This is a genomic window from Streptomyces sp. NPDC002690, from assembly GCF_053592415.1.
Window position 1 is genome coordinate 1 of record NZ_JBSFVR010000037.1, and the last position, 14,520, is coordinate 14,520.

At 70.5% G+C, this 14,520-nt stretch carries 11 protein-coding genes; 7 read left to right on the forward strand and 4 right to left on the reverse strand.

Going from position 1 to position 14,520, the window contains the following annotated elements; translation table 11 throughout:
* Positions 1-71: 71 nt before the first annotated feature.
* Positions 72-836, reverse strand: coding sequence for an IclR family transcriptional regulator (locus tag ACWD3D_RS07910; protein WP_451460047.1), 765 nt, complete (start codon positions 834-836; stop codon positions 72-74).
* Between the two features lie 247 nt (positions 837-1,083).
* On the opposite strand from ACWD3D_RS07910, the gene metH reads away from it, so the two are divergent.
* From metH to ACWD3D_RS07925, 3 genes are all read left to right on the forward strand, one after another.
* On the forward strand, positions 1,084-4,596 hold the full coding sequence (gene metH, locus ACWD3D_RS07915; RefSeq protein ID WP_451460048.1) for a methionine synthase: 3,513 nt from the start codon (positions 1,084-1,086) through the stop codon (positions 4,594-4,596).
* 175 nt (positions 4,597-4,771) lie between these two features.
* Entirely contained in the window at positions 4,772-5,491 is a 720-nt protein-coding gene (locus ACWD3D_RS07920; protein ID WP_451460049.1) for an HAD family hydrolase, read from the forward strand.
* Between the two features lie 95 nt (positions 5,492-5,586).
* Positions 5,587-7,092 (forward strand): hypothetical protein, encoded by a 1,506-nt coding sequence (locus ACWD3D_RS07925; RefSeq protein ID WP_451460050.1) that lies wholly within the window; start codon positions 5,587-5,589, stop codon positions 7,090-7,092.
* Between the two features lie 62 nt (positions 7,093-7,154).
* On the opposite strand, the gene ACWD3D_RS07930 is transcribed toward ACWD3D_RS07925, so the two are convergent.
* On the reverse strand, positions 7,155-7,826 hold the full coding sequence (locus ACWD3D_RS07930; RefSeq protein WP_266702633.1) for a response regulator: 672 nt from the start codon (positions 7,824-7,826) through the stop codon (positions 7,155-7,157).
* A gap of 10 nt (positions 7,827-7,836) precedes the next feature.
* A complete protein-coding gene (locus tag ACWD3D_RS07935; protein ID WP_451460051.1) occupies positions 7,837-8,748 on the reverse strand; it encodes a RecB family exonuclease in 912 nt (303 codons plus the stop codon).
* Between the two features lie 109 nt (positions 8,749-8,857).
* Here ACWD3D_RS07935 and ACWD3D_RS07940 point away from each other — a divergent pair, with 109 nt between their 5' ends.
* From ACWD3D_RS07940 to ACWD3D_RS07950, 3 genes are all read left to right on the forward strand, one after another.
* Positions 8,858-10,102, forward strand: coding sequence for a site-2 protease family protein (locus tag ACWD3D_RS07940; RefSeq protein ID WP_451460052.1), 1,245 nt, complete (start codon positions 8,858-8,860; stop codon positions 10,100-10,102).
* Between the two features lie 68 nt (positions 10,103-10,170).
* Positions 10,171-11,112: a tRNA (adenine-N1)-methyltransferase gene (locus tag ACWD3D_RS07945; protein WP_451460053.1), complete on the forward strand. Its 942-nt coding sequence runs from the start codon at positions 10,171-10,173 to the stop codon at positions 11,110-11,112.
* A 352-nt stretch (positions 11,113-11,464) separates the two neighbouring features.
* Positions 11,465-12,043, forward strand: a complete 579-nt coding sequence (locus ACWD3D_RS07950; RefSeq protein ID WP_451460054.1) for a hypothetical protein — start codon at positions 11,465-11,467, stop codon at positions 12,041-12,043.
* 26 nt (positions 12,044-12,069) lie between these two features.
* Here the strand turns inward: ACWD3D_RS07950 and ACWD3D_RS07955 are convergent, their stop codons facing one another.
* A complete protein-coding gene (locus ACWD3D_RS07955) occupies positions 12,070-12,381 on the reverse strand; it encodes a ferredoxin (protein ID WP_451460055.1) in 312 nt (103 codons plus the stop codon).
* A gap of 241 nt (positions 12,382-12,622) precedes the next feature.
* On the opposite strand from ACWD3D_RS07955, the gene arc reads away from it, so the two are divergent.
* Positions 12,623-14,389, forward strand: coding sequence for a proteasome ATPase (arc, locus tag ACWD3D_RS07960; RefSeq protein ID WP_451460056.1), 1,767 nt, complete (start codon positions 12,623-12,625; stop codon positions 14,387-14,389).
* Positions 14,390-14,520 lie beyond the last annotated feature (131 nt).

Genomic DNA, 14,520 nt, shown 5'->3' on the forward strand with positions numbered 1-14,520 from the left:
AGCCCGCCCGGTCGGGGCGACACGGGCGGGCTCGGGGGTGGTCGGAGAGTCGCGGAGGCGGCCGTACGACGTCAGAAGCGGCCGGCCCCCAGGTCGCGGGAGACCGCCCGGGCGCAGTCGCGTACCGCCGCGATCAGCTCGGGCCGCAGCTCGCCCTCCGGGCACAGCCGCTCCACCGCGCCCGTCACCGCCACCGCGCCGACCGGCATCCTGCGCCCGTCGTGGATGGGGGCCGCGACGGCCGCCACCCCCTCCCAGGTCTCCTCCGTGTCGTCGGCCCAGCCGCGCGCCCTGGTCAGTGAGAGCGTCTCCTCGAACGCGTCCTGCGCGGTGACCGTGCGCGCGGTGAAGGCGCGCCGCTCCCCCTCCAGCGCCTCGCTGTGCGCCATCGGGTCGAACGCGGCCAGCACCTTGCCCAGCGCCGTGGAGTGCAGCGGCTGCATCGCGCCGACCTCCAGCACCTGGCGGCTGTCGTCCGGCCGGAACACGTGGTGCACGATCAGGACCCCGTGCTGGTGCAGCACCCCGAGATGGACGCTCTCACCGCTCGACCGGGCCAGGTCGTCGGTCCAGACGAGGGCCCGGGCGCGCAGCTCGTGCACGTCCAGATAGCTGTTGCCCAGGCGCAGCAGCTCCGCGCCCAGCTGGTAACGGCCGGACGCCGGGTCCTGCTCGACGAAGCCCTCCAGCTGGAGGGTGCGCAGGATGCCGTGCGCCGTACCCTTGGCGAGCCCCACGGACGAGGCGATGTCGGAGAGGCCGAGCCGGCGCTCGCCGCCCGCCAGCAGACGCAGCATCGCCGCCGCCCGCTCCAGCGACTGGATGTTCTTGGCCATCGCGCCGTACTCCTCCACTCGTCCACTCGGTTCGACAATGCTGAACACTATCGGCCGATGTCGACCTCCGCGCGGGGTGAGGTGCGGTGTTACGTCGTCTCCCCGCCGCACCTTTTCCGCCACAGCATGCAGTCCGGTCGGTGGGACGCCCGCACAGGGGTCACCGGTAGCGGGCTACGCTGGCCGGGTGCGCCTTCTGCCGGAAGTGCGCAAAGCCGACAGCCGTCGCATCCCTGGGAGATCATCCATGGCCTCGTTGCCGACCCCTTCCGCCGCCGACCCGAACAGGGCCGACGCACTCCGCGAAGCACTCGCCACCCGTGTGGTCGTGGCCGACGGAGCCATGGGCACCATGCTCCAGGCTCAGGACCCCACGCTCGAAGACTTCCAGGACCTCGAAGGCTGCAACGAGATCCTCAACGTCACCCGCCCCGACATCGTGCGCTCCGTGCACGAGGAGTACTTCGCGGTCGGCGTGGACTGTGTCGAAACCAATACGTTCGGCGCGAACCTCGCCGCTCTCGGCGAATACGACATCCCCGAGCGGGTCTTCGAACTCTCCGAGTCCGGCGCGCGCATCGCCCGCCAGGTCGCCGACGAGTTCACCGCCTCCACCGGACAGCAGCGCTGGGTCCTCGGCTCCATGGGCCCCGGCACCAAACTGCCGACCCTGGGGCACGCCCCGTACGACAAGCTCCGCGACGCCTACCAGCGGAACGCCGAGGGCCTGATCGCCGGTGGCGCCGACGCCCTCCTGGTGGAGACCACCCAGGACCTGCTGCAGACCAAGGCGTCCGTCATCGGCGCCCGCCGTGCGCTGGAGGCCACCGGTGCGAACCTTCCGGTGATCTGCTCCGTGACCGTCGAGACGACCGGCACCATGCTGCTCGGCTCCGAGATCGGCGCGGCCCTCACCGCCCTGGAACCCCTCGGCATCGACCTGATCGGTCTGAACTGCGCCACCGGTCCCGCCGAGATGAGCGAGCACCTGCGCTACCTCGCACGGCACTCGCGCATCCCGCTCTCCTGCATGCCGAACGCCGGTCTCCCCGTCCTCGGCAAGAATGGCGCGCACTACCCGCTGTCCCCGGGCGAACTCGCGGACGCCCAGGAGACCTTCGTCCGTGAGTACGGCCTCTCACTGGTCGGCGGCTGCTGCGGTACGACCCCGGAGCACCTGCGCCAGGTCGTCGAGCGCGTCCGGGGCGTCGTTCCCACCGTCCGCGACCCGCACCCCGAGCCCGGTGCCGCCTCGCTCTACCAGACCGTCCCGTTCCGTCAGGACACCTCGTACCTCGCCATCGGTGAGCGTACGAACGCCAACGGTTCCAAGAAGTTCCGCGAGGCCATGCTGGAAGCCCGCTGGGACGACTGCGTGGAGATGGCGCGCGACCAGATCCGCGAGGGCGCGCACATGCTCGACCTCTGCGTCGACTACGTCGGCCGCGACGGGGTCGCCGACATGGAGGAGCTGGCCGGGCGCTTCGCCACCGCCTCCACCCTGCCGATCGTGCTGGACTCCACCGAGGTGCCCGTACTGCGAGCCGGCCTGGAGAAGCTCGGCGGCCGTGCCGTCCTGAACTCCGTCAACTACGAGGACGGCGACGGCCCCGAGTCGCGCTTCGCCAAGGTCACCGCGCTCGCCGCCGAGCACGGTGCCGCGCTGATCGCCCTCACCATCGACGAGGAGGGCCAGGCCCGCACCGTCGAGCACAAGGTCGCCATCGCCGAGCGGCTCATCGAGGACCTCACCGGCAACTGGGGCATCCACGAGTCGGACATCCTCATCGACACCCTGACCTTCACCATCTGCACCGGTCAGGAGGAGTCCCGCGGAGACGGCATCGCCACCATCGGCGCCATCCGCGAACTGAAGAAGCGGCACCCCGACGTCCAGACCACGCTGGGCCTCTCCAACATCTCCTTCGGCCTCAACCCGGCCGCCCGCGTCGTGCTGAACTCCGTCTTCCTCGACGAGTGCGTCAAGGCCGGACTCGACTCCGCCATCGTGCACGCCTCGAAGATCCTGCCGATCGCCCGCCTGGAAGAGGAGCAGGTCAAGGTCGCGCTCGACCTGATCTACGACCGCCGCGCCGAAGGCTACGACCCGTTGCAGCGGCTCATGGAGCTGTTCGAGGGCGTCAACATGAAGTCCATGAAGGCCGGTAAGGCGGAGGAGCTCCTCGCCCTGCCGCTCGACGAGCGACTCCAGCGCCGCATCATCGACGGCGAGAAGAACGGCCTGGAGGCCGACCTCGACGAGGCCCTGAAAACCCGCCCGGCCCTGGACATCGTCAACGACACCCTGCTCGAAGGCATGAAGGTGGTCGGCGAACTGTTCGGCTCCGGCCAGATGCAGCTGCCGTTCGTGCTCCAGTCCGCCGAGGTCATGAAGACCGCGGTCGCCCATCTGGAACCGCACATGGAGAAGTCCGACGCGGAGGGCAAGGGCACCATCGTGCTGGCCACCGTCCGAGGCGACGTCCACGACATCGGCAAGAACCTCGTCGACATCATCCTCTCCAACAACGGCTACAACGTCGTCAACATCGGCATCAAGCAGCCGGTCTCCGCGATCCTCGAAGCCGCCGAGGAACACCGGGCCGACGTCATCGGCATGTCCGGCCTCCTCGTGAAGTCCACCGTCATCATGAAGGAGAACCTGGAGGAGCTGAACCAGCGCAAGCTGGCCGCCCGCTTTCCGGTGATCCTCGGCGGCGCGGCCCTCACCCGGGCCTACGTCGAACAGGACCTGCACGAGATCTACGAGGGCGAGGTCCGCTACGCCCGCGACGCGTTCGAGGGCCTGCGCCTGATGGACGCCCTCATCGCCGTCAAGCGCGGCGTCCCCGGGGCCGTCCTCCCCGAGCTCAAGCAGCGACGGGTGCCCAAGCGCGACACCGCCGTCCTGGAGGTCACCGAGCCGGAGACCGGCGTCCGCTCCGACGTCGCCACCGACAACCCGGTACCCACCCCGCCGTTCTGGGGCACCCGTGTCGTCAAGGGCATCCAGCTGAAGGAGTACGCCTCCTGGCTCGACGAGGGCGCGCTCTTCAAGGGCCAGTGGGGCCTCAAGCAGGCCCGCGCCGGCGACGGCCCGACCTACGAGGAGCTCGTGGAGACCGAGGGCCGCCCGCACCTGCGCGGCTGGCTCGACAAGCTCCAGACCGAGAACCTGCTGGAAGCCGCCGTCGTGTACGGCTACTTCCCCTGCGCCTCCAAGGGCGACGACCTGATCCTCTTCAACGAGGACGGCTCCGAGCGCACCCGCTTCACCTTCCCCCGCCAGCGCCGCGGCCGCCGCCTCTGCCTCGCCGACTTCTTCCGCCCGGAGGAGTCCGGCGAGAAGGACGTCGTCGGCCTCCAGGTCGTCACCGTCGGCTCCAGGATCGGCACCGAGACCGCCAAGCTCTTCGAGGCCAACGCCTACCGCGACTACCTGGAGCTGCACGGCCTCTCCGTCCAGCTCGCCGAGGCCCTCGCCGAGTACTGGCACGCCCGGGTCCGCTCCGAGCTCGGCTACTCCGGCGAGGACCCGGACCACGTCGAGGACATGTTCGCGCTCAAGTACCGCGGCGCGCGCTTCTCCCTCGGCTACGGCGCCTGCCCCGACCTGGAGGACCGCGCGAAGATCGCCGAGCTGCTCCAGCCCGAGCGCATCGGCGTCCACCTCTCCGAGGAGTTCCAGCTCCACCCCGAGCAGTCCACGGACGCCATCGTCATCCACCACCCCGAGGCGAAGTACTTCAACGCGCGCTGACGCGCCGCGCACGCTCGCCGGGCGGCACCTTCCCGACGTGTTCGCGTCGGGAAATCACCCGGGGCCGTTCACGCGCGAAAGCCGTACACGTCGTAGAATGGTCGGTCCAGTGAGGCCGGTCGCCCTTCTCCGGAAGGGTGGCCGGCCTTCTCTTCCCTCACGGAAGGTGTGCCGCATGACGAGTACGGTCCCCGCGTCCCTGACCCGCACGACCGACGGTGCCACCCTGCAGGCCGTCCTTCTCGACATGGACGGCACCCTGGTCGACTCCGAGGGCTTCTGGTGGGACACCGAGGTGGAGGTCTTCGCCGACCTCGGCCACCGGCTGGACGAGTCCTGGCGCGAGGTGGTCGTCGGCGGGCCGATGACCCGCAGCGCCGGTTACCTCATCGACGTGACCGGCGCGGACATCGCCGTCGAGGAACTCACGGTCCTGCTGAACGACCGCTTCGAGAAGCGCATCGGCCGGGGCGTGCCCCTCATGCCCGGCGCGGCCCGGCTGCTCGCCGAACTCTCCGCCCACGCGGTGCCGACCGCCCTCGTCTCCGCCTCGCACCGCCGGATCATCGACCGGGTACTCGACTCGATCGGCCACCACCACTTCGCGCTGACCGTCGCCGGGGACGAGGTCGCCCGCACCAAGCCGCACCCCGACCCCTACCTCGCCGCCGCCGCCGGATTCGGCGCCGACCCCGCCCGCTGCGCCGTCATCGAGGACACCGCCACCGGCGTCGCCTCGGCGGAAGCCGCCGGATGCCGGGTCGTGGCCGTCCCCTCCGTGGCGCCCATCGCACCGGCCGCCGGACGCGTGGTCGTCGGCTCGCTGGAAGACGTCGACCTGGCGTTCCTGCAGAAGCTGGTGCTGGACCCGGCGTCCCACGGAAACCAGAACTGAACGGCCCGGCGGGACCCGGCCGTAGTACGGAGCCCGGTTTGCCCGCTGCCCGCGATCCGCGTTCCGGCAGAGCCGGCCGAGCGGTCAGGGACCTCGTGCGAGGCGACCGCGACCCGTCCGCCCTCGCCGCGCTGGGGGCGCTGCTCGACGGCTCGCTCACGCAGATCGCCGACGCCTCCTCGGACGCCCGCCGCTTCGACCGGGAGAGCGTCCGAGCGGCCGCCGACGTGTGGGACAACGGAACCCATCCGCTGTTCCGGGCGGCGACCGCGCTCACCCGGCGCGGGCGCGAACGCCGGGCACGCGTGCTGCTGAAATGGCTCGCCGACCTCGGTGAGCAGCGACGGACCTGGATACTGGAGCGTACCGCGGCAGCCGGGCACTCCCTGGACCGGCTGCTCCCGCCGACAGAACCGTGGTGCGGGCCGTGGCGCGACCGCGACGGACACGTGATGGCACCGATGGGCGAGCGGCTGACACGGTCGAGTGCGGGGGAGCTGGCGGCCGACTACGACATGGCGACGGCCCAGGTCCACGATCTGAGGATGGAGCTGGCAGGCAGCCGCCTCGTGGGCCACGTCCGGCTGGACGTCGACCGCTCTTTTCCGGTCGGAGGAGGTGAGCCGCCCGAGCAGGCGAATCTGTACCTGTGGCTGGAGGACGTCGCGGAAGTCAGCTTCGATTCCCTCGACGCCCGGGGCGCCTCGCTCGACGGGTCGAGCACCGGCGAGGCGTCGATCCGTATCGGCACCCGCGGTGCACTCCGCGCGGCCACGGCGCACTACAGCCTCAAAGACCCCTACTGGTACGCCTCCGCCGCGGGGCGCCGGGCCGACGCGACCGAGGAGCGTCGCGAGAGCCGTTCCGCCGGGGCGGCGTCGCCCCCGTGGAGGTATCCGGGCCCGGCCGCGTGGGCGGCGGCGACCGTCCTGCGTGAGGCCATGGTGGAGATCCGCGGAGTCCGCTTCCCCCGCCACTGCGAAGAGATTCCGGTACGAGCCCTGCACCGGGCCTTCGCCGGAGCGGGGGAGGCGATACTCGCCGCGGGGGCACACCGACTGCCCCACCGCAGGGAGGCCGCCTTCCGCGAGCTGATCCGGACCTGGGCCGGGCGCGGAGGGCCCGGCCTGGCCCACTGGTTCGCCACCGTGCTCCGGGACGAGGCCCGCCGGTCGAAACATCTGACCGAACTCTACGAGGCGGTGAGTGGCCGGGTCGGCGCACCCGATCGCTCACCGACGGACGCGCACCCGGCCGGCGACCCACCGGGGCGGCCCGATCCCGATGGTCCGGGACCGGCGCGGTCCGAGCTCCGGCTGGCCATGTACACCTCGGACCGCAACCAGTTCGGCGGGGACCGAGAGGCATCGGGTCTGATCCACCTGGCGGTGCCGCCAGGGCCCGGGGACGGCGACTCGGCCGCCTGGCGCCTGCGTGAGGACGCGACCCCGGATCCCGCCCGCTTCCGTGTGCGGACCGAGGCCTTCCGCGGGCCAGCCGGTCCCCACGCCGTCGTGGACGAAAAGGGGGCCCGCCATCTCGTTCTGGGCGACGGGGCGCTTGAGATCACGGGCCGGAACCGGGTGGGCGATCCCCGGTGAGACATCCGGTGCGGTGCCGGTCGGGCGGGGCGCCCGGCGCGACCGTCCGGCACCGCCCGCCACTACTGCGCGCCCGGCCGCACCAGCCCGCTCTCGTACGCGTACACCGCCGCCTGCACCCGGTCGCGCAGCTGGAGCTTGGTCAGTACATGGCCGACGTGCGTCTTCACCGTCGTCTCGCTGACGAACAGGTCCGCCGCGATCTCCGCGTTCGACAGCCCGCGCGCCACCAGCTTCAGCACCTCCACCTCGCGGTCGGTCAGCCGGTGCAGCGCGTCGGGGACCGGCTCCTCGCCGGACGGGAGGTGGTCGGCGTACTTGTCGAGCAGCCGCCGGGTGACGCTCGGCGCGAGCATCGCCTCTCCAGCGGCCACGACCCGGATCGCCTGCAACAGCTCGTTGGCCGGGGCGTCCTTGAGCAGGAAGCCGCTGGCGCCCGCGCGCAGCGCCTCCACGACGTACTCGTCGAGGTCGAACGTCGTCAGCACCAGCACCTTCGCCGGACCGTCCCGGTCCGGGCCGGTGATCTGGCGGGTCGCCTCCACCCCGTCCATCCGCGGCATCCGGATGTCCATCAGCACCACGTCCGGCTGGAGCGCCCGGACTTGGTCGATGGCCTGGAGTCCGTCACCCGCCTCGCCGACCACCGCGAGATCGCCCTCGGCCTCCAGAATCATCCGGAAGCCGGTGCGCAGCAGGGGTTGATCGTCGACCAGCAGGACGCGGATTGCCACGAATAACTCCTCAGGAACCGTCTGGGGACGCGGGCCGACCGGCGTCGGCCCCCACCGGCCCCATTCTGCCCGCCTCATCCTCACGGGATTCCGGCAGCACCACGGGGAGCGGATAGACCGGGGGAGTCCCGCCGAATTCCGGGCAGACCGCACGGTGGTCGCACCAGCCGCAGAGCTTGGTCGGCCTCGGCCGCCACTCGCCGGTCTCCGTCGCCAGCCGGATCGCTTCCCAGAGCGCGTGCAGCTTCCGCTCCACCCGCTCCAGGTCCGCGACCACCGGGTCGTACGTCATGACGTCGCCACTGCCGAGATACACCAGCTGGAGCCGGCGCGGCACCACGCCCTTGAGCCGCCAGACCACCAGCGCGTAGAACTTCATCTGGAAGAGCGCGCTCTCCGCGTACTCCGGGCGCGGCGCCTTCCCCGTCTTGTAGTCGACGATCCGGACCTCGCCCGTCGGCGCGATGTCGACGCGGTCGATCACCCCGCGCAGCCGCAGCCCCGACTCCAGCTCCGTCTCGACGAACATCTCGCGCTCGACCGGCTCAAGCCGCGTCGGGTCCTCCAGCGAGAACCACCGCTCCACCAACCGCTCCGCCTCGCCGAGCCAGCCGGCCAGCCGCTCGCCACCGGTGTCCTCGGCGAACAGCTCCGTCAGCTCCGGCTTCGACTCCAGCAGCCGGTCCCACTGCCCGGGCACCAGGGCCCGCGCCCTCGGCGCCGTACGCTCCGCCGCGGGTGCGTCGAAGAGCCGCTCCAGCACCGCGTGCACCAGGGTTCCCCGGGTGGCCGCCTCGCTCGGCTTCTCGGGCAGTTTGTCGATGACCCGGAAGCGGTAGAGCAAAGGGCACTGCATGAAGTCGTTCGCCCGCGACGGCGACAGGGAGGACGGCGGCGCGGGGGGCCGGGGTGCGGAACTCATGCCCCAGACCCTACGACCCGCCACTGACAGCGGGCGGCATACCATCGACGGCAGAGCCTCGGGCACTGCATGATCGACTCAGACGCCCACGCCCGGACGGAAGGACCCAGTGGACGAGAGCGACGAGAGCGGCGAAGGCGGGCGCCCGCAGCCCGGTGCGGGGGGAACGGACCCCGGACCCGGCAAGGAACGTCCGCGCCGCCCCGCCGGACCCGGCGGCGGCCTGCTGATGGGCCGCCCGTTCGGCGTGCCCGTGTACGTGGCCCCCAGCTGGTTCGTCGTCGCGGCGCTCATCACCTGGGTCTTCGGAGGACAGCTCGACCGCGTCCTGCCCGAGCTGGGCGCCGCCCGCTACCTGGTCGCCCTCTTCTTCGCCGTCGTCTTCTACGCCTCCGTCCTGGTGCACGAACTCGCGCACACGGTCGCCGCCCTCCGGTACAAGCTCCCCGTGCGCCGCATCCAGCTCCAGTTCTTCGGTGGAGTCTCGGAGATCGAGAAGGAGACCGAGACCCCGGGGCGCGAGTTCGTCCTCGCCTTCGTGGGACCGCTCCTCTCCCTCGTCCTGGCCGGAGTGTTCTATCTCTCCATGCAGTTCGTGGAGCCCGGCACCGTCCCCGGCGTCCTGCTCGCCGGACTGATGATCTCCAATCTGATCGTCGCCGTCTTCAACCTGCTGCCCGGTCTGCCACTCGACGGCGGGCGCATGCTGCGCGCCGTCGTCTGGAAGATCACCGGCAAGCCCATGAGCGGCACCGTCGTCGCCGCCTGGGTCGGCCGCGGCCTCGCCGTCGCCGTGCTCATCGGCCTCCCGCTGCTGACGCGCACCGGTGACTCCGCCATCGAGACCGGCGGAATGGAGACGGTCACCGACGCCCTGCTCGCCGCCATCCTCGCCGGCATCATCTGGACCGGCGCCGGCAACAGCCTGCGTATGGCACGCCTGCGCGAACACCTCCCCGAACTCCAGGCCCGCACCCTCACCCGCCGCGCCGTGCCCGTGGAATCCGCGACCCCGCTCTCCGAAGCGCTGCGCAGGGCCAACGAGGCGGGGGCCCGCGCCCTCGTCGTCGTCGATCCCGAGGGCACGCCGAAGGGCCTCGTCCGGGAGTCCGCGATCGGCGGGATCCCCGAGCACCGCCGGCCCTGGGTCGCCGTCGGCGGCCTCGCACAGGACCTCGACGAGGGCATGCGGGTACCCGCCGAACTCGCGGGCGAGGAACTGCTCGACCGGCTGCGCGCCACCCCCGCGACCGAGTACCTCGTCGTGGAGGAGACCGGCGCGGTCTACGGCGTCCTCTCCACGACCGACGTCGAACGCGCCTTCCTCGCAGCCATGAAGCGTCCCGGGTCCTGAGGACGGCTGGGGGACGGCGGCCGTCCACCGGCGGAATCCGGCCCGGGAAACACCGGTACGCTGGTCACATGTCTGAACCGACCGGTGCCGCCCGCCGACGTGGGCCCTTCAAGGTCGGGGACCAAGTACAGCTCACCGATCCCAAGGGACGCCACCACACCTTCACGCTCGAAGCCGGAAAGAACTTCCACACCCACAAGGGTTCTTTCCCGCACGACGAGCTGATCGGTGCTCCCGAGGGCAGTGTTGTCCGTACCACGGGAAACGTCGCCTATCTCGCGCTGCGCCCCCTGCTCCCCGACTACGTCCTCTCCATGCCCCGCGGCGCCGCCGTGGTCTACCCCAAGGACGCGGGCCAGATCCTGGCCTTCGCCGACATCTTCCCCGGCGCCCGGGTCGTGGAAGCGGGCGTCGGATCGGGCGCGCTCTCCACCTTCCTGCTGCGCGCCATCGGTGAGCAGGGCATGCTGCACTCCTACGAGCGCCGCGAGGACTTCGCCGAGATCGCCCAGCAGAACGTGGAGCGCTACTTCGGCAGCCCGCACCCGGCCTGGCAGCTCACCGTCGGCGACCTCCAGGACAACCTCTCCGACACCGAGGTCGACCGGGTCGTCCTGGACATGCTCGCCCCGTGGGAGTGCCTGGAGGCCGTCTCCAAGGCGCTGGTGCCCGGCGGCATCCTCTGCGCGTACGTCGCCACCACCACGCAGCTCTCGCGGACGGTCGAGTCCCTCCGGGAGATCGGCTGCTTCGCCGAGCCGCAGCCGTGGGAATCCATGATCCGCAACTGGCACGTCGAGGGTCTCGCGGTCCGCCCGGACCACCGGATGATCGGGCACACCGGCTTCCTGGTGACCGCCCGTCGCCTGGCCGACGGGGTCGAGCCCCCGATGCGCCGCCGCCGTCCCTCCAAGGGCGCCTACGGCGACGACTACGACGGTCCCGGTGGCCGGAAGGCCTCCGCCGACCGTGCGCCGGAGGCCGAGGACAGCGCCGACGTGCGCGACTGACGACCCCGACCGGCCCGTGGTGACCGACCACCACGAACCGCTCGCGGTGCAGCGATGGGCGCCGCCGCCCCGCCCTTCCGGACCGACCCGGGCAGGCGGGGCGGCGGCGCCCTTCGCGTGGGACACGTTCGCCCTGAGGGCTGTATCGCCAGGAATCGCGGGGGACAGCCTCTACCCGCGCGCGAGCCGGCGTCCGGGCCCGTCGCGGCGCCCTCCGGTTGTCCGCGGAAGCCGCCCGGCACCCCGCTGTTCCCTGCCCGTGTGAGGTGTGGCACGATGCTGGCCACCCCCTGCCGCCGATGCCCGCGGGGGCGTTCCACATGCTCCCCGGAAACATCAGGAGACAGACCGCGTGCAGCCCTCCGTGCTCCCGGACCTCGCGCACAACGACTCCAGGACGATGCACTGGCTCGCCACCGCCGCAGCGGTGTTCGCGACCGTCGCCGTCGCCGGTGTGCTGCAGCCCGGCGACCCGACCGCGTCCGCGTCCGCCGCTCCGGTCGGTACCACGGCTCCCCGGGTCACCGCCGAGGCCCCCGACCCGGCCGGCGTGGTCTTCCCGCTCGTCTGCGGGAGCGTGGGCCAGGCCGTCGGCCGGCAGGCCCGGGGCGACCTGGACGGCGACGGGAAGCCCGAGACCGTGGTGGCCGTGCACTGCGCGGCCGGCTCGGGTACGCCGCCGGACGGCGTCTACGTCCTGACACACGGAAGCGGGGCCGTACCCCGGATCGTGGCGACCCTGGTGGACCCCGCTCTGCGCACGACGGTCGGTGAACTCGCCGTGGGGAACGCCGTCGTCTCGGCGACCACGCTCGGCTACTCCTCCGACGAGGTGCCCCGGTGCTGCCCCGACCAACGGGAGGAGATCACCTGGCGGTGGTCGGGCGGTGCCTTCCTGCGGTCCGTCGCGCGGCCCGACGCCGGCGTCTGACCGGCCCCGGGCCCTGCCCGCGACAGTCAGGCCGCGTCCGGGCCGTAGACCTCGACGCTGTCCGAAACCCGACGTACGTGGATGCAGTCGCCGGGGCACTCCTTGGCCGAATCCACCACGTCCGTCAGCAGGGGCAGCGGGACCCGCGTGGTGGCGCCCGGCTCCTGGAGCAACTCGTCGTCGGCGCTCTTCACATAGGCCAGTCCGTCGATGTCCAGCTCGAACACTTCCGGGGCGTACTGGACGCAGATCCCGTCGCCCGTGCACAGGTCCTGGTCGATCCAGACCTCCAGATCCTCGGTGTCGCTCGTGCCGGGCGAGTCCTGCTGCACGGTCATATGTCCTGCCGATCCCTGCGTATCTCAACCAATTGAAGCCAGCCCTGACGGGTGTTGAACGGTTCGACGATACAACTGGCTGCTTTCGGGTGCCCAAGGGTGGGTATTCCCTTGGCACGAGGGGGAGAGCAAGGGTGAAGATCGGACACACCCCGCGGTCTTTGTGATCTAGGGGTTTCAATCACCACCCACGCAGGTAGGGTCAGGAAGCGTCCAGCTCCCCTTGGAGGAGGTGAGGACCGTGGCAGCCCACGACGACGACATCAACCGTGCCATCCGGCCCGGGCGGGGGTCAGAAGACCCGTCGGGCCAGGTCGCCTATCTTGAGCAGGAAATCGCCGTCCTGCGACGTAAGCTCGCCGACTCTCCGCGTCATTCGAGAATTCTCGAAGAGCGGGTCGTCGAGTTGCAGACCAGTCTGTCCGGCGTGACCGCACAGAACGAACGGCTCGCCCATACGCTCCGCGAGGCCCGCGACCAGATCGTGGCTCTCAAGGAGGAGGTCGACAGGCTCGCCCAGCCGCCTGCGGGCTTCGGCGTGTTCCTGCAGGCCAATGAGGACGGTACCTGCGACATCTTCACCGGGGGCCGCAAGCTCCGGGTGAACGTCAGCCCCAGTGTTGAGCTCGAAGGCCTCCGTCGAGGCCAGGAAGTCATGCTCAACGAAGCGCTCAACGTGGTCGAGGCCATGGAATTCGAGCGGGCCGGGGACATCGTCACCCTCAAGGAGATCCTTGAGGACGGCGAGCGTGCCCTGGTGGTCGGGCACACCGACGAGGAACGGGTGGTGCGGCTCGCCGAGCCGCTGCTCGACATCACCATCCGCCCCGGCGACGCGCTCCTGCTGGAACCCAGGTCCGGCTACGTCTACGAAGTGGTGCCCAAGAGCGAGGTCGAGGAACTCGTCCTCGAAGAGGTCCCGGACATCGACTACGACAAGATCGGCGGCCTGGGCGACCAGATCGAACTGATCCGCGACGCGGTCGAGCTCCCGTACCTCCACCCCGACCTCTTCAAGGAGCACGAGCTCCGTCCGCCGAAGGGCATCCTGCTCTACGGTCCGCCCGGCTGCGGCAAGACGCTCATCGCCAAGGCAGTCGCCAACTCGCTCGCCAAGAAGGTCGCCGAGGTGACCGGCCAGCCCACGGGGAAGAGCTACTTCCTCAATATCAAGGGCCCCGAACTCCTCAACAAGTACGTCGGTGAGACCGAGCGGCACATCCGCCTCGTCTTCCAGCGTGCCCGGGAGAAGGCGAGCGAGGGTACCCCCGTCATCGTCTTCTTCGACGAGATGGAATCCCTCTTCCGTACCCGCGGCAGCGGCGTCAGCTCGGACGTGGAGAACACCATCGTCCCGCAGCTGCTCGCCGAGATCGATGGTGTGGAAGGGCTGGAGAACGTCATCGTCATCGGCGCCTCCAACCGCGAGGACATGATCGACCCGGCCATTCTCCGGCCCGGCCGTCTCGACGTGAAGATCAAGATCGAGCGACCGGACGCGGAGGCCGCGAAGGACATCTTCGCGAAGTACCTCACCTCGTCGCTTCCGCTGCACTCGGACGATCTGGCCGAGCACGCCGGCTCCAAGCCGGCCGCCGCCCACGCCATGATCCAGTCCGTGGTCGAGCGGATGTACACGGAATCGGAGGAGAACCGCTTCCTCGAAGTCACCTACGCCAACGGTGACAAGGAAGTCCTCTATTTCAAGGACTTCAACTCCGGCGCGATGATCCAGAACATCGTCGACCGGGCGAAGAAGATGGCCATCAAGGCGTTCCTCGAAGAAGGCCAGAAGGGCATTCGCGTCTCCCATCTCCTCCAGGCTTGCGTGGACGAGTTCAAGGAGAACGAGGACCTGCCCAACACCACCAACCCGGACGACTGGGCCCGGATCTCCGGAAAGAAGGGCGAGCGGATCGTCTTCATCCGCACGCTCGTCACCGGAAAGCAGGGCGCGGACACCGGCCGTTCCATCGACACGGTCGCGAACACCGGGCAGTACCTGTAACGAACGGACCGGCTGCGGCTGCCCCACGGGGCATCCGCAGCCGGCTGTTTTCCCCGGAGCCGCCGCCGTATCGCGCCGTATCCGCGCCTTATCCGCGCCGCATCCGAACAAAGACGTAATGGATCTCCCCA

What these genes read in the sequence shown, in the direction of transcription:
- ACWD3D_RS07910 (WP_451460047.1), bottom strand. Translation starts at nt 836, where the DNA reads ATGGCCAAGAACATCCAGTCGCTGGAGCGGGCGGCGGCGATGCTGCGT.
- metH (WP_451460048.1), top strand. Translation starts at nt 1,084, where the DNA reads ATGGCCTCGTTGCCGACCCCTTCCGCCGCCGACCCGAACAGGGCCGAC.
- ACWD3D_RS07920 (WP_451460049.1), top strand. Translation starts at nt 4,772, where the DNA reads ATGACGAGTACGGTCCCCGCGTCCCTGACCCGCACGACCGACGGTGCC.
- ACWD3D_RS07935 (WP_451460051.1), bottom strand. Translation starts at nt 8,748, where the DNA reads ATGAGTTCCGCACCCCGGCCCCCCGCGCCGCCGTCCTCCCTGTCGCCG.
- ACWD3D_RS07945 (WP_451460053.1), top strand. Translation starts at nt 10,171, where the DNA reads ATGTCTGAACCGACCGGTGCCGCCCGCCGACGTGGGCCCTTCAAGGTC.
- ACWD3D_RS07955 (WP_451460055.1), bottom strand. Translation starts at nt 12,381, where the DNA reads ATGACCGTGCAGCAGGACTCGCCCGGCACGAGCGACACCGAGGATCTG.